The 20,867-nt window shown below is 64.3% G+C and carries 14 protein-coding genes; 6 read left to right on the plus strand and 8 right to left on the minus strand.

What is annotated here, in order from left to right; genetic code table 11:
* Positions 1 to 57 precede the first annotated feature (57 nt).
* The 4 genes from RX330_RS35010 to RX330_RS35025 all read right to left on the minus strand — a co-directional run bounded on the left by RX330_RS35010 (position 58) and on the right by RX330_RS35025 (position 4,097).
* A complete protein-coding gene (locus RX330_RS35010) occupies positions 58 to 858 on the minus strand; it encodes a helix-turn-helix domain-containing protein (protein ID WP_212083841.1) in 801 nt (266 codons plus the stop codon).
* A gap of 171 nt (positions 859 to 1,029) precedes the next feature.
* Positions 1,030 to 1,686, minus strand: a complete 657-nt coding sequence (locus RX330_RS35015; RefSeq protein ID WP_212083839.1) for a glutathione S-transferase family protein — start codon at positions 1,684 to 1,686, stop codon at positions 1,030 to 1,032.
* Positions 1,686 to 2,849 (minus strand): acyl-CoA dehydrogenase family protein, encoded by a 1,164-nt coding sequence (locus RX330_RS35020; RefSeq protein ID WP_317241539.1) that lies wholly within the window; start codon positions 2,847 to 2,849, stop codon positions 1,686 to 1,688. Before RX330_RS35020 ends, RX330_RS35015 begins: the two co-directional genes overlap by 1 nt.
* 111 nt (positions 2,850 to 2,960) lie before the next feature.
* The gene (locus RX330_RS35025; RefSeq protein ID WP_317241540.1) at positions 2,961 to 4,097 is read right to left on the minus strand and encodes an acyl-CoA dehydrogenase family protein; all 1,137 of its coding nucleotides are present in this window, start codon (positions 4,095 to 4,097) and stop codon (positions 2,961 to 2,963) included.
* A 262-nt stretch (positions 4,098 to 4,359) separates the two neighbouring features.
* Between RX330_RS35025 and RX330_RS35030 the strand changes: the two genes are divergently transcribed.
* Entirely contained in the window at positions 4,360 to 5,910 is a 1,551-nt protein-coding gene (locus RX330_RS35030) for an acyl-CoA synthetase (protein ID WP_317241541.1), read from the plus strand.
* 39 nt (positions 5,911 to 5,949) lie between these two features.
* Here RX330_RS35030 and RX330_RS35035 read toward each other — a convergent pair whose 3' ends face one another.
* The gene (locus RX330_RS35035) at positions 5,950 to 7,434 is read right to left on the minus strand and encodes a glycosyltransferase family 2 protein (RefSeq protein ID WP_317241542.1); all 1,485 of its coding nucleotides are present in this window, start codon (positions 7,432 to 7,434) and stop codon (positions 5,950 to 5,952) included.
* A 52-nt stretch (positions 7,435 to 7,486) separates the two neighbouring features.
* On the minus strand, positions 7,487 to 8,257 hold the full coding sequence (locus RX330_RS35040) for a transcriptional regulator (RefSeq protein ID WP_317241543.1): 771 nt from the start codon (positions 8,255 to 8,257) through the stop codon (positions 7,487 to 7,489).
* Between the two features lie 184 nt (positions 8,258 to 8,441).
* On the opposite strand from RX330_RS35040, the gene RX330_RS35045 reads away from it, so the two are divergent.
* From RX330_RS35045 to RX330_RS35055, 3 genes are all read left to right on the plus strand, one after another.
* Positions 8,442 to 10,703, plus strand: a complete 2,262-nt coding sequence (locus tag RX330_RS35045) for a marine proteobacterial sortase target protein (protein ID WP_317241544.1) — start codon at positions 8,442 to 8,444, stop codon at positions 10,701 to 10,703.
* A 177-nt stretch (positions 10,704 to 10,880) separates the two neighbouring features.
* Positions 10,881 to 11,450, plus strand: coding sequence for a class GN sortase (locus tag RX330_RS35050; RefSeq protein ID WP_317241545.1), 570 nt, complete (start codon positions 10,881 to 10,883; stop codon positions 11,448 to 11,450).
* A 160-nt stretch (positions 11,451 to 11,610) separates the two neighbouring features.
* A complete protein-coding gene (locus tag RX330_RS35055; RefSeq protein WP_317241546.1) occupies positions 11,611 to 12,603 on the plus strand; it encodes a glycosyltransferase in 993 nt (330 codons plus the stop codon).
* An 11-nt stretch (positions 12,604 to 12,614) separates the two neighbouring features.
* Here RX330_RS35055 and RX330_RS35060 read toward each other — a convergent pair whose 3' ends face one another.
* Positions 12,615 to 14,255, minus strand: a complete 1,641-nt coding sequence (locus RX330_RS35060; protein ID WP_317241547.1) for a glycosyltransferase family 2 protein — start codon at positions 14,253 to 14,255, stop codon at positions 12,615 to 12,617.
* Positions 14,256 to 14,466: 211 nt separating this feature from the next.
* On the opposite strand from RX330_RS35060, the gene RX330_RS35065 reads away from it, so the two are divergent.
* Positions 14,467 to 16,686 carry an acetate--CoA ligase family protein gene (locus RX330_RS35065; protein WP_317241548.1) on the plus strand — a complete coding sequence of 740 codons (2,220 nt, stop codon included), beginning with the start codon at positions 14,467 to 14,469 and terminating at the stop codon, positions 16,684 to 16,686.
* Positions 16,687 to 16,828: 142 nt separating this feature from the next.
* Positions 16,829 to 17,659 (plus strand): MlaD family protein, encoded by an 831-nt coding sequence (locus RX330_RS35070; RefSeq protein ID WP_212083816.1) that lies wholly within the window; start codon positions 16,829 to 16,831, stop codon positions 17,657 to 17,659.
* A gap of 29 nt (positions 17,660 to 17,688) precedes the next feature.
* Here the strand turns inward: RX330_RS35070 and RX330_RS35075 are convergent, their stop codons facing one another.
* Positions 17,689 to 20,679 (minus strand): autotransporter domain-containing protein, encoded by a 2,991-nt coding sequence (locus RX330_RS35075; RefSeq protein WP_317241549.1) that lies wholly within the window; start codon positions 20,677 to 20,679, stop codon positions 17,689 to 17,691.
* Between the last annotated feature and the right edge of the window lie 188 nt (positions 20,680 to 20,867).

Below are 20,867 nucleotides of genomic sequence, written 5' to 3' on the forward strand. Positions count from 1 at the left end.
CTCGATCGCAAGAAATGCGCGGGCACGCTGCGCTTTGCGCACCCTACGGCAGCGGCGTCAACTCGCTTCCGCGAGCCGTACCGTCTCGGTGCTGCGGTAGATCGCAAGGTCGCGCGAACCGACGAAGATCGCGCGCGGCTTGAGCCCGTAGAAGCGGCGGATCGAGTGACTGAAATGCGTGGAATCGGGATAGCCGATGTCCTGCGCGAGATGGGCGAGGTTGAGGTCCTGGTTGGCGAAGTGCAGCAGATGGCGCGCACGCTTCCAGGCGCGGAAGGAGCGGAAGGAGATGCCGGTCTCTTCCTTGAACAGATGCAGGAAGCGCGAAGCCGAGAGCCCTGCTTCAGCCGCACAGGTGTCGGCCGTCACCGGCTCGCCGGAGAAGCGCCCGATTCGGGCGACGGCGCGGGTCACTCGCGGATCGAGCACGCGGCGCGGAAGCGCCTCGCCGAAGCACATCTCGTCGAACTCGGCGGTGGTGATATCGCCATAGCGGCGCCGGCGCAGCAACGTGTAAGCGGCCAGGATCTTGCGGGCATAGGCGGCCTTGTCCGGTCCCCGCAGCCGCTCGGCCAGGATTTCGATCATGCCATCCGGCATGCTCTCCGGCTCCAGCGTGACGCTGATGACGGTGCGGTAATCGCTGGCAATGGTGTGCCGCTGGTTCGGCAGGGTCACGATTAATTCGTCCGACGTGTGAACGTCGTCGATCGTCAGGTGCAGGCTGCCCTTCACCGCCACATAGACATGGCAGCACCCGGGGGTCCGCTTGCGAGGGCGACCGAGCAGGCCGGCATAGAATACCCGCTCCGGCGTGATCAGCATTAGATGGTCGGATTCGCGACCTTTATCTTCCATTGGGATCCTCCTCGCGCGGCTCTCAGGCCGCTGCGGACGGAGGTCACCTTAGCGGAAATTCAGGCGCTGTCACGACGGGATAGCGCTGTCATGACGCGTAAAGCGTTGGCATTCCAGGAGGCGACATGCCTGCCCGGAACCGTCATGGGACGGTAGTCCCATGACGTTAGCTCACGCCCTCGCCCTTGGCGCAACATTCTGCTCGACACCGGCCTTTTGCTCCGCAGCAACCGCGCGCTTGAATCCGTCGCGCTGCTGCAGGCGCGCCCAATAGGCTGCGACATTTGGCCCGAAATCCTTGGCGATGCCGATATTGTCGGCCAGGCGAAGCGCGTAACCGATGACGATGTCAGCGGCGGTGAAGCGGCCCGCGCACAAGGTTTCGGCATTGCCGGTCGCTGCCTCGACGGCGCGCAGCCGACCCAGGAACCATTTATGGTAATCGCCGGCGACTTGCGGGTTGCGCCGCTCCTCCGGCTCGAGCTGGCTATACCGAAGCACCAGCGTTTGCGGGAAGGTTAACGTGGCGTCGCTGAAGTACATCCAGTTCAGGAAGGCGCCATAGGCCGGATCCTCCGGCCCCACCATCAGCGGCGTCGGTCCATGTTTGATGCCGAGATAGTAGCAGATGCCGGAGGACTCCGTCATCCTGGTCTCGCCGTCGATCATGAATGGAATCGTGCCCAGCGGATTGACCGCAAGGTATTCCTTGGCGAGCACCCGTGGTGGGAATGGCAGCATCTTCAATTCGTATGGCAGCCCCATCTCCTCCAGCATCCAGAGCGGACGGAACGAGCGCGCTGCGTCGCAATGATAGAGCGTGATCATCAGGCATTCCCTTTACTGCCGGGGAGCGTCCCCATCATCTTGCACAGGACCATCAGCATGACCTCGTCGGCGCCGCCGCCGATCGAGGTCAGGCGGCTGTCGCGATAGGCGCGGCTGACCGGTGTCTCGTTGGTAAAGCCCATTCCACCCCAATATTGCAAGCAGGCGTCGGTGAGCTCGCGGCCAAGCCGGCCGGCCTTCAGCTTGGCCATGGTCGCAAGCCTGGTCACGTCCTCCCCTGCCACCAGCGCCTCACCGGCACGATAGATCAGCGCACGCAACAGCTCGACCTCGGTCTGCATCTCCGCCATCTTGAAGTGCACGACCTGGTTGTCGAGGATGCTCTGGCCAAAGGCCTTGCGGTTACGGGTGTATTCGATGGTCTGGTCGATGATGTATTCATGCGCCTTCAGGCAGGCCGCCGCGCCCCAGAGCCGCTCCTCCTGGAACTGGATCATCTGATAGGTAAAGCCCTTGCCCTCCTCCCCGATCCGGTTGCGCTTGGGCACGCGGACATTGTCGAAGAAGATCTGCGCGGTGTCCGAAGAGCGCATGCCCATCTTGTCGAGCTTGCGGGCGACGGTGATGCCCTTGCTCTTCATGGGCACGCAGATCAGCGACTTGTTGCGGTGAACGGGCCCATCGCCGGTGTTGGCGAGCAGGCAGATCCAGTCGGCCTGGGTGCCGTTGGTGATCCACATCTTGCCGCCGTCGATGACGTAATCGTCGCCGTCGGAGCGCGCCTGAGTCTTGATCGAGGCGACGTCGGAGCCGGCACCCGGCTCGGAGACGCCGATGCAGGCGACAAACTCGCCCGAGATCGAGGGCGCCAGGAATTCGCGGCGCACCTCGTCCGAGCCGAACCGCGCCAGCGCCGGTGTTGCCATGTCGGTCTGCACCCCGATCGCCATCGGCACGCCACCGCAGGTGATGGCACCTAGCTCCTCCGCCATCATCAGCGCGTAGGAATAATCGAGACCGGAGCCACCGAATTCGGCCGGCTTGTTCAGCCCGAGAAAGCCGAGGCTACCCATCTTCTTGAACAGCTCGTGCGCCGGGAAGATGTCGGCCTTCTCCCATTCATCGACATGGGGGTTGATCTCATTTGCGATGAATTTCTGCAGGGAACGGCGGATGTCGTCGTGGTCGGCAGTGAATAGCATTTTGCTCCTGTCATTCCGGGGCGGCGCGAAGCGTCGAACCCGGAATCTCGATATGTGGGACTCAGCTCTAGGTCCCGGGTTCGCGCTCCGCGCGCCCCGGGACGACACGTTTCACAACCCCATCTGCCGGCTCGCCAGATCCTTCATGATCTCCTCGGTGCCGCCGCCGATGGCGTTGACCTTGACCTCGCGGTAGATGCGCTCGGCCTTGATGCCGCGCATGAAGCCGGCGCCGCCGAAGATCTGCACGGCTTCCGAGGCGCAGAACGCCATGGTCTGCGTCGCCTGGTTCTTCATCATGCAGATTTCGGCGACCGGGCTTTCGCCCTGCTCGAGCCGCCAGGCCAGCACCTCCAGCATCGCCTGGGACGCTGCGACCTTCTGCGCCATGTCGACGATCTTGTGGCGGATGACCTGGTGCTGCGCGAGCGGCTTGCCGAAGGTCTTGCGCTCCCGGGCATAGGCGACCGCCTCGTCGAGACAGACCCGGGCGAACGCGGTGCAGCTTGCCGCCATGCCCATGCGCTCGCTGTTGAAATTCTGCATGATGATCTTGAAGCCCTGACCTTCCTCGCCGATCAGATTCTCGGCCGGCACGCGACACTCGTCGAAATGCAGGGTCGCGGTGTCGGAGGCCCACCAGCCCATCTTCTTCAGCTTGGTCCGCGACAGGCCGGGCGTGTCGCCTTCGATCAGGAGCAGGCTGACGCCGCCGGCCCCCTCGCCGCCCGTACGCACCGCAACGGTCAGATAGTCGGCGCGCATTCCTGAGGTGATGAAGGTCTTCTCTCCGCTCACGACGTAGTGATCACCGTCGCGTCGCGCGCTTGTGCTGAGGTTCGCGACATCGGAGCCGCCGCCCGGCTCGGTGATCGCGAGCGCGGAGATTTTCTCGCCTGCGAGCACTTGCGGCAGCACCCGTGCCCTGACCTCAGGGCTGGCAGCGCGCGCGATGGGCGGCGAACCGATGGTGTGGCTCATCAAGCTCGCGCTTATGCCGCCCGCGCCGGCTCGCGCCAGCTCCTGACTGGCCACGATCTTCATGAACTGATCGGCGGCGACTCCGCCATATTCTTCAGGAAATCCCAGTCCCAACAGGCCGATCTCGGCCGCCTTGCGATAGAGCGGGCGCGGAAATTCACCGGCCTCGTCCCATTCATGCGCGAACGGGGCGATCTCTTTTTCGACGAAGCGGCGCATCATTTCGCGGAAGGCATCATGCTCGGCGGTATAGAACGGGCTCTTCATTGCGCTTTCGCCTCGCTGACGGATTCGTCCTGTCCACCATCGCCGGAACACGGGCGGTTACTTGCGTGGAGTGGCTGACCGGCAACGGCACTTCGCAGGACATGGCCAGCAACTCAACGCAAGACGATTTTGACCCCTCGCGCGCCAACTCCAAGGCAAAAAAGCGCTGCTGTGCAAACTCCGGCGGGCCTCAGGGCCCCGCCGGGCATGGTGCAGAGGCAGCAAGGAAAAGGGCGGCACACGACCGCCGAGGGAGGATTGTTTGACCGTTCGTTACTACGACTGGATCGTCCATCATGGCCGCCGCACGCCTGACAAGGTCGCGGTCATCGACCTCGCGAGCGAGCGCCGCTTCACCTATGCGCAGCTCGATGCCCGCGTCTCGCGCCTCGCCTCGTTCCTGCGCCACACGCTCAACGTCTCCCGCGGCGACCGCGTCGCGGTGCTGGCGCTGAACACCACCGATACGCTGGAGGTGCAGTTCGCCTGCGGGCGGCTAGGCGCCATCTTCGTGCCGCTGAACACCCGCCTCACCGTTCCCGAGCTGCAGTTCATCACGGCTGACTGCGCGCCGAAGGTGATGATCCACGACACCGACCTGACGGACACCGCCCTTGCCGTCGCAAAGCTCTGCGGCATCGCGACCAGCCTGCTGCTCGGCCCGGCCGGCAGCTATGAGGCCGGCATCGCCGCCGCAAAGCCGATCGAGCGCGCCGAGGAAGTCACCCTCGATGATGTCTCGACCATCATGTACACGTCGGGCACGACGGGGCATCCCAAGGGCGCGACCATTACTCATGGCATGACCTTCTGGAATTGCGTCAATCTCGGCGGCCCCGCCTGTATCGGCCCGTCGTCGGTGCTGCTCACCGTGCTGCCGCTGTTCCACACCGGCGGACTGAATTGCTACACCAATCCGGTGCTGCATGCCGGCGGCACCGTGATGATCATGCGCGCCTTCGATCCCGGCACCGCGCTCGGCCTGATCAACGATCCCGCGCAGGGCATCAACGTGTTCTTCGGCGTGCCTGCGATCTACCAGTTCATGGCGCAGCATCCGTCTTTCCCGACGACCGATCTCAGCCGGCTGATCGTCGGTGGCGTCGGCGGCGCGCCGATGCCGGTGCCGCTGCTCAAGGTCTGGGAGGCGCGCGGCGTTGCGCTCCAGCAGGGCTATGGCATGACTGAGACCTCGCCCGCCGTGCTGGTGCTCGACCGCGAGGATGCGGCGCGGAAAGCCGGCTCCGCCGGCAAGCCGGTGCTGCATACCGAGGTCCGCATCGTACGGCCCGACGGCAGCGATGCCGATGTGGGCGAGCTCGGTGAACTCTGGGTCAAGGGACCCAACATCACGCCGGGCTACTGGAACAGGCCGGAGGCGAACAAGACCTCCTTCACGGATGGCTGGCTGCATACGGGCGATGCCACGCGCGTCGACGAGGAGGGGTTCTACTACATCGTCGACCGCTGGAAGGACATGTACATTTCCGGCGGCGAGAACGTCTATCCGGCCGAGGTCGAGAACGTCCTGCACCAGCTCGATGCCATCGCTGAAGCTGCCGTGATCGGTATCCCCGATCCGCAATGGGGCGAGGTCGGTCTTGCCATCGTCGCGGTCAAGCCCGGCCAGAAGCTGACCGAGGCTGAAGTGCACACGCACTGCACAACCAATCTGGCGCGGTTCAAATGCCCGCGCCAGATCCGCTTCGTCGAGGCGCTGCCGCGCAACGCAACCGGCAAGATCCACAAGCCGACCTTGCGCAAGGAGTTCTCGGTAGCCTCCGAAGTCGACAAGAAAGCCGCCAACGCCTGATCAAAGCATGTCCTTGCCCCAAATGCAGAGCCGCCCCGCTCAGGGCTGAATTGAAGCTCCGATGTCCTGGCTCACCTCGATGGACGCCACAGAAAGGCCAAGGCGGCGGGGATCGCCGATGCCCCTGAACACGGGGCATGACCATGCAAGGATCGCGATGCCTGAGGGCGGCAGGTCGAGGCGCAGCGTGTAGCTGTCTGGGCCGATTGCGATTGCAGAGGCATCCACGCGCGCACCGTTGACATAGAAATGCGCACCGATCTCGCGCAGCGGCTCGCGCAAGACTGGACTTTGGATACGAACGGTGTTGCGGCCCGCGCTCCCCTGGATGCGGACTGCAGCCTGCGGCTCGCTCCAGCGGAAGATGTGCCCCGATGACGATTCGAGGGCATGAAAGCCGGCTTGTCCGAGAACGCGATCTCCCAAGAATCTCGCCGCCGGCCCCGCTGGTCCGGCAATGCGACGAATGCATTCAAGCCGCTGCAGATGGATCAGCGCGGCGATGTAGCGTCTCATCGAGCGTGCGATCGCTTCGCTCTGTCCGATCACCATCAGCGCGCACAAACCGAAATACGCCTGCATCACCGCCAGCCGCGCGGCGACGCGCGACCCGAGATCTCCGCACAACGCCAGTGCACCCCAGCGCCGGAAGGCGCGCAATTTTTCCCCAGGCCGCTTCCGGCCGCGACCTGCAAAGCCGTCATGCACGAGCGCGTTCAACGCCGCGCGGGCGAGCGATACGTCGAATCCGGCCCACTCGACCCATTCAACGGGAACTTCGAGCAGCTCGCTGCCGGGATCACGGCGTGCCTCGCCGAGATAGCGAATCTCGCCCTGAACGAAATCGAGCGTGAACGTCTTCAGTTCGCCGAGCTCGCCGACGTAATAGTGATGGAAGCGCGCCTCTTCCAGATAACCGATGGCATAGCCTTTCGCGTGATAGGCTGCCGCCAGTACCCATTCGGCGAAATGGCCGAGTTCCTCCCGCAAGCCTCCGCATTCCCAGTAGACGTCCCGCCGCGTCACGAAGCACTGATCGAGCACTTTTCGCCAGGGATGCTGCTTCATGCCGAACTCGATGTCGGCCTGGTACATCGCAGCCTCTGCCACGGACAACCGATTATGGCAGATCGGGACCGAATGGCAGGAAAAGCCGGCCCAGTCCGGATGAGCCTCGATAGCGCGGATGCACAGTTCGATCACGCCGGGCTCGGGCCAACAATGCGACTCCGTGAAGAACAGATGGCTACCGCGGGCCTTGGTCGCGCCGAATGCGCACAGCCCGATGTCGTGTTCGGAGTCGGTGAACTCGAGGCGAGCCCTGTCACCGGCCAGCGCCTTCAACTCTTCGCGCGCCCTGAAATCGGGCGGCACGACCAGGATGATTTCGTAGAGAGACTTGTCCGCGGTCTGCGATGTCCAACCCAGCCAGGACTGCTCCCATTGCCCGCGGTGATATTCGAGCGGAATGATGATGGAGAACAGCGGAGATCCGCCGCCGTATCGCCCGGTCCCGTCCTGCATGGACTATCCTTATAGACGCACGCCAGGCCGGTGCAGGACTATTTCTTGCGGACTATACCGTCAAAAACAGCGCGAATGGCTCTTCTACCGTGCGTCGCAGGTGCTTTCGATACAAGGCATGGTTGGCGTCGTCGGGCGCAACGCGTCCCAGGGACGGCTTCGGGACGTTTTTGAGCGGCACGTAGGCGATCGGCGCCGCGATCGGCGTGAGCTGCGAGCCGGGGCCCGCGCGCAGCGTCGAGATGATGCCGTACATCTCGCCGGCAACCGTCGGCCGCGACACCGTGATCACGCGATGCTGGCCGTGCTTGATGATGACGAGGTAGATGAAGCCGGACTGATGGGGAACGGCGACCTCGCCGGTGTGCTCGTAGGCGGCGTCGGTCCGATCGCCCTCGCGGAAGACCAGCGAAGAGATTTTCGGCTCCCAGGCGATCTCGGTGCGATAGGCGAAGATCGCATCCTTGTCGCCGAACGACGGCCGCAGCGTGATGTAGACGTCCTCAAGCCAGCTCACGGCGCGATGCGCATAGGAGCCAAGGCTGTCAGGCGCGACATCGTTTGCGGGCGGCGGCGTCACCACGACGACGCTCTTGCGCAAGGAGACGCCCAGCGCCTGCTCCAGCCGGACCGTCGTCGCCAGCGTGAACGGTCGGCGGCCGCCAAGGACCTTCTCCAATGTCGACAGGCTGAGCTTGGCCTGCTCGGCCAGCGCCTGCCGGGAGATCCGGCGTCTGGCGAGCTCCTCGCGAATGGTCTCGGCGATCTCGCGGCTTTGCTCGTCCGAAAGCTGCTTGTCGGTGAGTTTATCCTGCGTCTGCATCAAAGCCCTGCTCCAGAGCGGCCATTCTAGCAGGGCGGACAAACCAGCACAAAACCGCACATGACCGCCCGGCGGCGGCGCGCCCGGGCCGGGGGCGGCGGAACATGACCGATCATTCTGCTCGCGAACTCAGGCCCTCCGGACCGATGCTCAGAGCCAGCAAAATCCTTCGGGAGCAGGCCAAATGGACACCTACGACACCGCCGGCAACGACGAACACCCCATGCTGGGTCGGCTGATGAAGCTCGGATTGCTTCTTCTCGCGCAGGGCATCGCGGTGATGCTGATGGCGTTCGTGGCCCTGCTCGTCAGCTTCGGAGCGAGTTGGTCGGCGACGGCCGAGCAGGCCAGCCTGCTCCAGCCCGGCGATGCACGGTCCGGTACACTGCTCCTGAAGGACGACGGCGCCACCACGGAAGCAATCCGCCTTGGTATCGACGTCGACATCACGGTATCAGGCCCGACGCTGCGCGCCCGGGTCACTCAGGTCTTTCGCAATCCGACCCAGAACTGGGTCGAGGCAACCTATGTCTATCCGCTCGCGACCGGCGGCGCCGTCGATACGCTGAAGATGGTGGTCGGCGATCGCGTCATCGTCGGAGACATCAAGGAGCGGCAGCAGGCGCGCCTGATCTACGAAGAGGCGCGCCGTGCAGGTCGGAAAGCCGCTCTCACCGAGCAGGAGCGGCCGAACATCTTCACCAATTCGGTTGCCAATATCGGTCCCGGCGAAACCGTGCTGGTGCAGATCGAGTATCAGGAACCCGTGCATCAATCAGGCAACGAATATTCGCTCCGCCTGCCGCTCGTGGTCGGACCGCGCTACAATCCGGCGCCCATCGTTCAAAGTGTCGACTTCCGCAACGACGGATCGGGCTGGGGCACGGCGACGTCGGACCCGGTCCCGGACCGTGACCGCATTTCGCCGCCTGTGCTGGATCCGGCCAAAGACGTGCCGGTCAATCCGACCACCATCACGGTGCGCCTGAAGGCCGGCTTCGCGCTTGGCGAGGTCAGGAGTCACCACCACCACGTCAAGATCGAGAGCCCGGACAGCACGGCACGCATCATCACGCTCGCCGATGGCGCTGTTCCCGCCGACCGCGACTTCGAGCTGACCTGGAAGCCCGCCGCCGACAAAGCGCCGTCGGTCGGCCTGTTCCGAGAGCATGTCGGCGATGCCGATTACCTGCTCGCCTTCGTCACCCCGCCCAGCGCCGAGCAGTCGACACAAAAGCCACTGCCGCGAGAGGTCGTGTTCGTGATCGACAATTCGGGGTCGATGGGCGGCACGTCGATCGTCCAGGCCAAGGCGAGCCTCACTTATGCTCTCTCTCGGCTCCAGCCGACCGACCGTTTCAACGTCATCCGCTTTGACGATACCATGGACGTGCTGTTTCCGGCCTCCGTGCCGGCAGACGCTGCGCATGTCGGCGAGGCGACCTCGTTCGTGAGCGCGCTGCAGGCGCGCGGTGGCACCGAAATGGTGCCGGCGATGCGCGCCGCGCTCGCCGACAAGCTCGGCGACGCCGGCATGGTTCGCCAGGTCGTCTTCCTGACCGACGGTGCCATCGGCAACGAGCAGCGATTGTTCGAAACGATCACCGCGATGCGCGGTCGCTCGCGTGTCTTCATGGTCGGCATCGGGTCGGGGCCCAACACCTACCTGATGACACGCGCCGCCGAGCTCGGCCGTGGGGCCTTCACCCATATCGGGTCCGTCGAGCAGGTGGAGGAGCGCATGCGCGGCTTGTTCGCCAAGCTCGAAAATCCGGCCGTGACCGGCCTCACCGCGACATTCTCCGAAGCCAAGGCCGACGTCACCCCGACGATCATCCCCGACGTCTATCATGGCGAGCCGCTGGTGCTGGCGGCAAGGCTGGACAAGCTCGCGGGCTCGCTCGAGATCAGGGGGCGCGTCGGCGACCGTCCATGGTCGGTGACGCTGCCGCTGCAGAATGCCGCCGAAGGCAACGGCCTGTCGAAACTCTGGGCCAAGCGCAAGATCGGTGACGCCGAGGTGGCGCGCGCCATGCGGGAACTCGCGCCCGAGGAGGCCGACAAGACGATCCTGGCGCTGGCACTCGACCATCAGGTCGTCACGCGCCTGACCAGCCTTGTGGCTGTCGACAAGACGCCGAGCCGCCCCGAAGGCGCGCCGCTCAAGCTCAGCGAGCTGCCGATCAACCTGCCTGCCGGCTGGGATTTCGAGAAAGTGTTCGGCGAACGGCCGCCGATCCCGGGGCAGGTGCGTGAACGCCATGCCGATGCGCGCGTCTCGCCGGCCGCACGGCGTCCAACACCTGCGGCACCTGATGCGATCCGTCTGCCCAAGACGGCAACCTCAGCCGAGCTGAAAATGATCGGAGGCTTCGTCCTGATCGTGCTCGCCTTGTTGCTGTTCGTGTTCAACCGGCGTCGGCTCTTGCTCACCAACGCCGCTTGAGAGAGGAGCACCCCGACTCCTCTGTTAGCGCGCGCGGTCGCCCGTCCCGTACCCAACGGCCGCGCGCCTTTTTCTCAACGTCATTGCGAGGAGCGAAGCGACGAAGCAATCCAGACTGCCGCTCAGGAGACAGCCCGGATTGCTTCCCTTCGCTCGCAATGACGGAAGAGACACACGATGCCCCGCCTCTCATCTCCCCTGGTTCTGGCACTGATCGGCCTCATCCTGTTCGGCGACGGCGCCTATATCCATGCCAAGGCGTGGCTCGCGCAGATACTGCTGGAGCGCGCCTTCGACAGAAGCCTGGCAACGGGCGAGGTGATCAAGCCGTGGTCATGGGCCGACACCTGGCCGGTCGCGCGGATCGAGGTGAAGCGGATCGGAGCCAGCGCGATCGTGCTGGAAGGTGCGAGCGGACAGGCGCTTGCCTTTGGCCCCGGCCACATCCACCAAACGGTTGATGCCGGCGAGCGCGGCACCGCCGTATATGCTGGACATCGCGACACACATTTCCGCTTCCTGCGCAACGTCGCAGTTGGTGACGTGATCGATGTCACACGTCGTGACGGCAAACGCTTTCGCTATCGCGCGGATTCATCCGCCGTGGTCCGCTTCGATGCATCGGGCATCGATCCCACAGCGCAGGATGTCGAGCTCGTGCTCACGACCTGCTGGCCGTTCGACGCCGTCACCGAAGGTCCGGAACGATATGTCCTGCATGCCATCCTGATCGGAACGGGTGAATAGCCGTTCGCAATCAACCCATGAGGGAGCGATCGAGCCTCTGAAATCGCGCCAGCAGGCCGGGCCATCGCGTTTGACGCAACCGTGAACTGGCGCCGTTGGCCGGGGAATGCAAGAATGGCCCATTGATTTCTGCACGTCCTGATTTGTGAAAGAACGATAGATGGACGACGAGTTCAGGCAGCGCCTCGAACAACGATTGGAGCAACTCGAAAATCGCGTCGCGCTCCTGGAAAGGAAGCAGGATCTCATCGCCGCCGGGCAAAGACGATCCTCACTGCGGAGCCTCTGGCGGCGCCCGCCGATGTGGACTTTCGAGCAGTATCCCCCGCGACTGCTCAATCTGAGGACTTTCCCGCCGGCTCCCTCGATCGAGGGGAATGCACCGCGGATCGCGATCGTCACGCCGAGCTACAACCATGCGCAATATCTCAACGCCACGATCGAGAGCATCGTCAGTCAGAACTATCCGAACCTGCATTATCACGTGCAGGATGGCGCCTCGATCGATGGTACGACAGATCTCCTGAAAAGCTGCGGCGACGGCATCAGCTGGAAGAGCGAACCTGACAGCGGGCAGTCGAACGCCATTAATCTGGGCTTTGCGGACATCGACTGCGAGATCATGGCCTATCTCAACAGCGACGACATGTTGCTGCCAGGAACGCTGGCCTATGTCGCCAACTACTTCACGTCGCATCCGCAGGTCGACATCGTCTATGGCCATCGCGTCTTCGTCGACCGCGAAGGTCTCGAGGTCGGCCGCGCCGTGCTGCCGCCCCATGACGGGCACGCGCTGCAATATGCCGACTATATCCCCCAGGAGACGATGTTCTGGCGCAAGCGCGTGTGGGACAAGATCGGGCCGATCGACGAAGGCTTCCATTACGCGATGGATTGGGACTTCATCCTGCGAGCGCAGGCCGCCGGATTCAGATTCGTGCGTCTGCCGCGATTTCTCGCCTGCTTCCGAATCCATGACGCCCAGAAGACGGCAGCAACCTACGCGATCGGCGTCAAGGAGATGGGCATCCTGCGGCGCCGCGTTCTCGGCTACGATCCGACCCAGATGCAGATCCGCCGCGCCATCGCCCCCTATCTCGCGCGCCAGGTCGTCTTTCACTATGCCTACAAGCTGAGCCTGCTGCGGTACTGACCAGGCGGCGATCAGCGGTCTCGTGACGGATGGACATCGTCGAGCCAGACCCGCTCGATGCCGATGCCGAGAGGACGCACATCCGAGCTCAGTCCCAGATCGGCGGGCGAGCGTGGATCGGATAGCGACAGGCTGATGGTCAACATCCCGTCGGCGCCAATCGCGGCGGGATCGAGCATCAACCTGCGCAAGCCCGCAAATGCTTCTTTCGAAAACGTCAAGTGCTGCTCCACTCCGTTGCCGACGCGGCAAGCCGCACGCAGTTGCGGGTTGCCGTCGGAAACGAAAGCCCGGCACGCCAGCACGAGCTCTACAGGTCGCGACGGGATGGGACGAACCTCAAAGCGGAGCACGCAATTCCTGGCAACGGACCAGGTGCCCCATTGCTCCGGCTCGCTCCAACCCTCGATCAACGCGGCGACGCCCGCCGCGCCCCACCTGAATTCAAGCTCCTCCGCGCCGAGGACCGGCGCAGACACGACCTCCAGAGCGGCCGGATCGAACGGCTCCTGATCCGGCACGAAATGCGCGATCAGGCGCACTGCATCCGCTATCGAATTGAGCCCGAGCGCAGAACCATCCAGCTCGTAAATCACGCGGTTCTGTCCGATGACGCGAACACCCTTACCGGGCGGCGGCCGATCCGGGAGGCGGGCAGGAATGACGATGTCGGCGACATCGAACCCATGCGTGCGGGCGAGCTCGCCGATGGTCCGTAAGGTTCGATCATAGAGGGGCGGCCGATTGTTGATGTCGGTCGCAAGCGCCTGTGCCAGTGCCTTGAAGTCGAGCCGCACGTCGTCGCCGTCCGTCAGCAGCAGTCGTTTGAGGACGAGCATGTCCTTGGCGATGAAGAGCTGGAGCGCGTTGAGATCAGGGAGCCGGGGATCGTCGTCAATGGGTCCGAAATCGCGCGCCCCCCGCGACGTTTCCAGCAGATCCGTGGTCTCGAAGAACAGCGCGTGACCGGTGCTGTGCTGCGAAAATCCGGCCATGCTCAGAGGCCGCGACAGCCGGACGAAACTGTCGGTCAGCGCAGCGTTCGCGATACCGGATGCCACGTCGGGCGATAGGCCGACGAAGTAGCGGCCGCCGACCGCACGCATCCGGTCGATGACGCTGCGTTGGACGAACGAATTGTAGATCATCGGCAGATTCGCATAGTGCGCCTGGAAACCGAAGACGCGCGCCAGCTCGCGGCGCGACGAGACGCGCCTGACCGACGAAGTCAGGTCGATCTCGGCAACCAGGCGATTGCGGAAAGCCGGATGGTAGTAGCCCGGCCAGTAGTAGCTGTATGCGGGCCAGCTCAGAAGATCGATCTTTCGGCCGGAGAGCAGCTCCGACGCCGTGGCACAGGCATAGGGCATCAATCCGTCGTCGTCGCCGAGGAAGGCAATGTACTCGCCCGAGGCATGGCCGAGCGCCGCCTCCCAATTGTCGGTCATGGTCAGGACGGTGTCGCTGGCAAAATGCTTGAAGCGCTCGTCCTCGAGGTCTGCGACCATCTTCGCGATCTCGGGATTGCCGCCATTGTTCTGAACGACGAACTCGCAGTCCGCATGCGCAGGCTGGCACGCCATGGTCGCGAGCGCGTGGCGAAGCGTGTTGGGACGATCGAGGGTCGGCACCACGATGGATAGAAGCGGCATGATCACCATTTGAGAGGGTATGCGTCACAGTTCCTAGCATCTTGCCGGATCGTTCGCACTTTCGCCAAAAGGCTCGCGATGCTAGCCTCATCGTCAGGCCTTGTCGTCGAGACTTGCCCATTCCGTCTCGCGGCATGGAGTCCCGCCACGGTCAGCCCGCGAAGCCGGCGCAACAGCGCGTTGCAACAAGAACAAGAAGTGAGGGAAGCGCATGGAAGCTCGAGTGCCTGCCGCACCGGTTTCGCAACGACCATGGTCTCCAGCTCCCGACGCCGGAGATACCGTCAAGGGCATTCACGCGATGCTGCACCCGCTCAACATCGTGTTGGTGGGCGCGACCGACAAGCCCGGGAATTATGCCGAGCGCATCTGGAACAATCTGGTCAAGTACGGTTACGAGGGCGGCCTCTATCCGGTCAATGCCAAACGCGAAGCCATCTGGGGCGTCCCCTGCTACAAGGACTTTGCGAGCCTCCCGGAGAAGCCCGATCACGTGTTGGTGCTGGTGCCGGCGCGCTTTGCCGTCCAGGTGATCCGCGACGCCGCTGCGGCCGGCGCGCGCTCCGCCACCATCGTCACCTCGGGCTTCAGCGAGCTGCAGGATGAGGACAGCCAGAAGCTCGCTGCCGAACTGCAGACGGCGATACGCGAGACCGGGCTTGCCGTCACCGGCCCGAATTGCCTCGGCAACCTAAGCGCCGGCGAGAAGCTCTTCACCAACATCGACGACCGCATCGTCACCATGGAGCAAGGTGCGGTGGCGATCGCCGGACAGTCGGGGGCCATCGTCATGGCGATCCGCCAGGCGCTGGAGGATCGGGGCGTCGGTGTCGGCTATATGGTGACGACCGGCAACGAGGCCGGGTTAGAGACGCCAGACCTGATGCGCTACTTCGCCGAGGATCCGAGCATCAAGGTGATCGTCGTCTACCTCGAAGGCGTGCGCAATACCAAGGCGTTCCGTGATGCCTGCAAGGCAGCGCGCGCCGCGAGCAAGCCCGTGATCGCGCTCAAGCTTGGCGCGTCGGAGGGCGGCCGCGCCGCGGCGATGGCGCATACCGGCGCGCTCGCGGGCTCGATCGAGACTTTCGATGCGGTTGCGACGCGCGAAGGGGTGATCCGGGTCGACGGACTCGATGAGCTGATCGAGACCACGGAATGCTTCGTCCACGCGGCGGTGCCCAAAGGCAACCGCCTCGCCGCCGTCACGCTGTCGGGCGGCAAGCGCGGCATGCTGCTCGATGCCTTCTACAAGGAAGGCCTGAACTTCGCGCCGCTCAGCCCGCATGTCGGCTGCGAGCTGGCCAAAATGCTCGGACCGGGCTCGATCGTCGGCAATCCGCTCGATGCCGGCTTTGCCGCGGTGGTCGATCCCTCCGTCTACATGAAGTCGATCAAGCTGATGATCGACGATCCCGACATCGATATCGTCATCGTCGACGCTGAACTGCCCAAGGCGCCGCATGAGCTGCGCGAACGCAACCTGCGCATCGTCGACGACATGGCGCGCCAGGGCGGCAAGCCCGTGATCTACATCAGCGCGATGTCCATCGGCTTCACCGAGTTCACCAAGACCCTGCGCAAATCGCTGCCGCATCTCGCGGTCATGCAGGGCATGGACCGGGCGGTGACCGCGATCAAGTCGCTGCTCGACTACGCCAAGCTGCGCAAAGAGGTGCCCGACGTCGCCTCGAGCTCGAAGCCTGCCGCGCGCGCCGTGCTCGAGAAGGCGTTGAAATCGGCAAACGGTGCCGCGCTGGACGAGGTCGCCTCGAAGAAGCTCCTGAAGGCCTACGGTATTCCGATCTCCAAGGAGGCGATCGCACGGACTGCGGCGGAAGCCGCAAGGATCGCCAAGGAGATCGGCTTTCCGGTCGTGGCAAAGCTCGTCAGCGCGGAGATCCTGCACAAATCCGACATCGGCGGTGTCGTGCTGAACCTCAACAGTTCCGCCGAGGTGAAGAAGGCGTTCGCCGACATCACCGCACGGGTGGCGAAGCTGAAAGGCAAGCCGAAGCTCGACGGCATCCTCATCGCGCAACAGGTCAAGGCCGAGCTCGAGCTCGTCGTCGGCGCCTCGCTCGATGCCGAGATGGGACCGGTCGTGCTGTTCGGCACCGGCGGCATCGACATCGAGCTGATGAAGGACGTCGCGCTCGCCGGCGCGCCCCTGGACGAGGCCGAGGCGCGGCTCCTGATCGGCCGGACCAAGGCCGGAATCAAGCTGCGTGGCTATCGCGGCAAGCCGGCCCTGCACGAGGCCTCCGCAGTGAAAGCGCTGGTCGGCCTGTCCAATTTGATCGCGGACGCCGGCGACCGGATCGCCTCGATCGACATCAACCCGTTCCTGATCAACACCAGGACCGGCGTCGCCGTCGATGCCCTGATCGTCCTGAACAACGCTGCGGCAAGACGCGCTGCCGAACATTGAGATCGCGTAGGGCGGATTGGCGTCAGCGTAATCCGCCCTCTTGGATCCCTAAAGCGGAGGCGGGTTACGCTTCGCTAACCCGCCCTACTTAACATTACGGACTTCTTCCAACTTCCCTGCTTTGGCCGTAAAACCTTCCCGCATGGCACGCGCGAGCAATCTGGTGATCGGAACGGCGACGCTGGCGGTCATCGCCGTGGCGTTCGGTGGCCTGCTAGGCGTGCAGAAATGGCGTACCCTCCAGAGCCGCAGCCAGTTGCGCGTGGTATTTGAGAGCGGGTCCGCCAGCGGGCTGCGTCGCGGCGGGCCGGTCAATTTCGACGGCGTCCCGGCGGGCCAGATTCTGTCGATCAAGCTGGAGAATCCGCGCAGGATCGTGGCGCTGGTGATGCTCGACAACTCCGCGCCGATCCGCAAGGACACCGTGGCGGGCATCGAGTTCCAGGGCCTCACCGGCGTTGCCGCGATCTCGCTGATCGGTGGCGCTCCCTCCGCGCCCCCGGTGCCGCTGGACTCGGACGGCGTTCCCGTGCTGACCGCCGATCTCAGCGACGCCGAATCCATCGTCGACACCCTGCACAGCGTCGACCGCACGATCGTCAGCAACGCCCCTGCAATCAAGGACGGCCTGCGCACGTTCGAGAACTACACCGCCGATCTCCGGAGCAAAGGCGGCGAGATCGATTCCGTCATGGCCAAGGTCGATAGCGCCTTCGCGGGCTTCGACAAGGCGGTCACGAAGATCGAGAGCGTCGTGCCCGGCTTCGTCGACGGCAAGGCCGACGAGCTGTACGAGAAGATCAAGGGATTGCACGAGCTTGCCGATATCATGAAGAAGAAATCGGCGGGCTATCTCGAGGACATTCGTCGCTCGCTGCTCGACGTCAGCGAAGCAGCCAACAAGATGAGTGGAACGCCGGCAGCACCCGCCGCCCCGCGTCCACCACGCAGGCCCGAGCAGAAGAAGCGGTGACGCCTACCTCCCAAGGGACGTGCAACGCCTCACCACGCGTAGCGCACGAGGCCCTTGCCGGCGTAGGAGCGAGTAATGTTCGAGAACTCCCCCTCGAAGGTCGCCGAGGCTGACCAGCCATTCATCCAGTTCATCTGCGCTGATGCCGTGGTCAGAGCAGAATCGCGCGCCAGAGCAGCGCCGTTCACGACGAAAGCCGACCCCGGCAGCGTCTGGAACACCGCGCCGGCACTGCGGTCCGGATTGTAATCATGCGCCCAGGCGAGGCGGCCGCGCAGGGTCAGAAGGCCGCCGGCCGCGGCAAACGACCTGTCCGCGCGCAAGCCGAGTTCGGTGCGGGTGCTGGTCACATCCTTGGCGGCATAGTTGAGCGCGAAGACGTTGCTGCCGACCACCGCCCATTCTGCATAGCCGGGAAGGCTGAACAGGGTGGCCTGCAGTGCGGCATAGGGCGTGACGCCGACCCACGGCGTGGCATAGCGATAACCGCCCTCGATGCGGCCCGAGACCGCGTTGGCGTTGAACTGCGCGCGCAGCTGGTCGTAACCGGCAGCCGTCACGACGCGGTTGGTCGTGACGTCCTGCCAGCCATAGGCGAGCGCCGCTGTGACATAGGCCGGTCCGGCCGCATGACGCACGAAGGCGCCGGCCTGGAACAGGTCGGAGCGGCCCCAACCGAGTCCGTTGACGTTGAATCCAGTCGCGCCGCCTGCGAGGGCGAAGCCCGCAACCGTCGACGGCGAGAAGCGGTAGTCGAGGCCCACGGCGGTGCCATAGACGCTGCTGGTCGTATTGCTCGAGCCGAGGCCGGCATTGCCGTCGGTGGTCTGCGAGCCGCCGTAGCCGGCCGCCCACACATCCCAGCGCTGCTCGAACGTCGCAGCCGGCGCCTTCATCGAGGCAAAGGCATCATGCGCGTTCCTATCCTTCGCATTCGTGTCGGGGGCATAAGGCGTCGCACCCGACGTGCCGCTGCGCCCCGCCCCGAAGACGTCGGTCAACAGGCTCATGAACAGATTCATCGCATTGAACGTCGTCTGCTGCGATGCCGTTGCGGGTTCGCCGGAGGCCTGCGTCAGGCCGTTGGGCCCAAGCCCCGCCAATTCGGCTTGCAGGAAACCGTTGGCGTTGAAGAAATTCTGAAGCGTCGTGGCAACGTTCTTCCGATTGACGTTGAGCGCGTATTTCGCGCCGTAGTCTAGCGCAAAATCGAGAAAGACTTCGTCCGATCCGACGCTCGTCGTGCCGATGAGGCCGCCGGGCGCGGCGACGCCGGAAAAATTGCCGGTGGGAGCGCCGAAGAACTCCATGATCGAATAGTGCTTCTTCACCGTGCTGCCCGGATACAGCGCGACGCCAACGCTGCCATCCAGCGCGACATTGCCCGTGACGAGCGCGTGGCTCGTGCTGGTCCCGCTACCGACCTGAACGCCATAAAGCGAGCCGGGCTGCAAGGTGAGGTCGCCCTGAACCTGCATGCTCGAACCCGGACCACCGTCGCCGGGTGCATAAATTCCGCCGCTCGCAATCACGGTATTGCCGACGATTCCGGCGCCGAACAGCGCGCCACCCGCATTGACGGTCGTCAGGCTCGATTGGGAGATATCGCCATCGACCCGCAGGATGCCTGCATTCACCGTGGTCGTTCCGGTGTAAGCGTTCGTGCCCGAGAGGATCAGCGTGCCACTGCCGACCTTCTCCAGCGAGCCCGGTCCGATAAAGCCGCAACCGCAGGGATCGTAATCGCCAATGACGCCGCTGACCTCCGTCGAGAGGTTGTTGCCGCCGACGACGAGGGTATTGCCGCCGCCGATGTAATAGAAGCCGCTGCCTTCGATCGAGCCCGCGGTGATGCGGCCGTCACTGCCCGGCCCGATGCTGCCCCCGAAATCGACGATGCCCGTTCCAATGGTGATGAAGCTTGCGTTGCCGCCGGTGGAATTGTCGAAGAACTCGGTCTTGCCCCCGTCCTTGGTGGTAATCGTCGCATTCCCGGCCGTCGTGAACGCGCCGAAATTGGTGAGACCGTCAGCTTCATTGATGATGGTTGCATTGCCGGCAGTCGCAGTATCGGAGCCGGCCAGCGTACCGAAAATGGTCCCGCCGAAATCCTTGTTCACGATCGTTGCCGAGCCCGCCGAGGCTTGTTCGAAGAATGCGGTGCCACCACCATTCTGGTTGGTGATGGTGGCGGTGCCCGCATTGGTCCGTCCGAAGAAGCCGACCAAGCCATTGTCATTGACGATGGTCGCGCGACCGGCCGTCGCGGTGTCGGAACCGCCTCCGTTCGGATCTCCGAAATACAGCTGGCCGTTGTTGGTGATCGCCATCGCGCTGGCCGAACTGGCATTTAGAAATAGTGTCGTGCCGGAGAAGTCGTTCAGGAGCGAGGTGATCCCCGACGTGTCGGCATTGACGATGCTGAAGAGGCCCTCATTGGTGACGGCGCCCACGATGCTCGCGGTGTGGGTCGCGTCGCCGAGCTGCAGGGAGCCGCAATTGCAGATGAAGGTGCCACCGGTATAGGCGTTGGCGCCGAGTAGCGCCAAGGTGCCCACGCCCTGAACATTGATGCCGTCGCTGCCGACGATGCGGGAAGCAACGATGGCCGACGGATCGCTGGTACCGGTCACGTCGGCCGTGACGAATGTGGTGCCGCCCGGGGCCAGCCTGAGATCGCCGCCCTGGATGGTGTAGATCGTACCATCGCCGGTGACGTCGAACCCCACGAGGCTGGTGAGTTGCACGCCGGCCGGCGTCACCGTCACCGTGCCTCCCGTCGCCGGGATCGAAGGGCCGCTGCTGCCAAATAGCGTACCGACTGACGAGGGATCATAGGCCGTGCTGACCGCGCCGAAGACGTCCGTCCAACTGGTCGTGGTGGCGTCCCAGACGCCGCCTCCGCCGTTGACGATGCCGTTCGGCGTGGTCTGTGATCCATTGAAGACCTGCTGCGCCCGGACGGGGCCCGCCAGAGCGATCGCGCCCAAGGCGAGACTCGCCCCGAAGGCCGCGCGCATGGCAGCAGCGCTCCGGCGCAGGCAACCCGCGCGCGATCGCAACCAAGCCCCCAACGCCCGTCTCCTCAGCCGCGGCGCTCCCCAGCGGCGCCGCGGGGGAACTTAGGCGAAGAGGCTGGGCAGTAGAACTACGGTGCCTCGAGAATCTGCCGACCCGGCCGCACCTCGGGCTGATTCAACATCCCATG

Source organism: Bradyrhizobium sp. NDS-1 (assembly GCF_032918005.1).
Classification (GTDB): Bacteria; Pseudomonadota; Alphaproteobacteria; order Rhizobiales; family Xanthobacteraceae; genus Bradyrhizobium; species Bradyrhizobium tunisiense.

What these genes read in the sequence shown, in the direction of transcription:
- RX330_RS35010 (WP_212083841.1), bottom strand. Translation starts at nt 858, where the DNA reads ATGGAAGATAAAGGTCGCGAATCCGACCATCTAATGCTGATCACGCCG.
- RX330_RS35015 (WP_212083839.1), bottom strand. Translation starts at nt 1,686, where the DNA reads ATGATCACGCTCTATCATTGCGACGCAGCGCGCTCGTTCCGTCCGCTC.
- RX330_RS35020 (WP_317241539.1), bottom strand. Translation starts at nt 2,849, where the DNA reads ATGCTATTCACTGCCGACCACGACGACATCCGCCGTTCCCTGCAGAAA.
- RX330_RS35025 (WP_317241540.1), bottom strand. Translation starts at nt 4,097, where the DNA reads ATGAAGAGCCCGTTCTATACCGCCGAGCATGATGCCTTCCGCGAAATG.
- RX330_RS35035 (WP_317241542.1), bottom strand. Translation starts at nt 7,434, where the DNA reads ATGCAGGACGGGACCGGGCGATACGGCGGCGGATCTCCGCTGTTCTCC.
- RX330_RS35040 (WP_317241543.1), bottom strand. Translation starts at nt 8,257, where the DNA reads ATGCAGACGCAGGATAAACTCACCGACAAGCAGCTTTCGGACGAGCAA.
- RX330_RS35045 (WP_317241544.1), top strand. Translation starts at nt 8,442, where the DNA reads ATGGACACCTACGACACCGCCGGCAACGACGAACACCCCATGCTGGGT.
- RX330_RS35050 (WP_317241545.1), top strand. Translation starts at nt 10,881, where the DNA reads ATGCCCCGCCTCTCATCTCCCCTGGTTCTGGCACTGATCGGCCTCATC.
- RX330_RS35055 (WP_317241546.1), top strand. Translation starts at nt 11,611, where the DNA reads ATGGACGACGAGTTCAGGCAGCGCCTCGAACAACGATTGGAGCAACTC.
- RX330_RS35060 (WP_317241547.1), bottom strand. Translation starts at nt 14,255, where the DNA reads ATGCCGCTTCTATCCATCGTGGTGCCGACCCTCGATCGTCCCAACACG.
- RX330_RS35065 (WP_317241548.1), top strand. Translation starts at nt 14,467, where the DNA reads ATGGAAGCTCGAGTGCCTGCCGCACCGGTTTCGCAACGACCATGGTCT.
- RX330_RS35070 (WP_212083816.1), top strand. Translation starts at nt 16,829, where the DNA reads ATGGCACGCGCGAGCAATCTGGTGATCGGAACGGCGACGCTGGCGGTC.
- RX330_RS35075 (WP_317241549.1), bottom strand. Translation starts at nt 20,679, where the DNA reads ATGCGCGCGGCCTTCGGGGCGAGTCTCGCCTTGGGCGCGATCGCTCTG.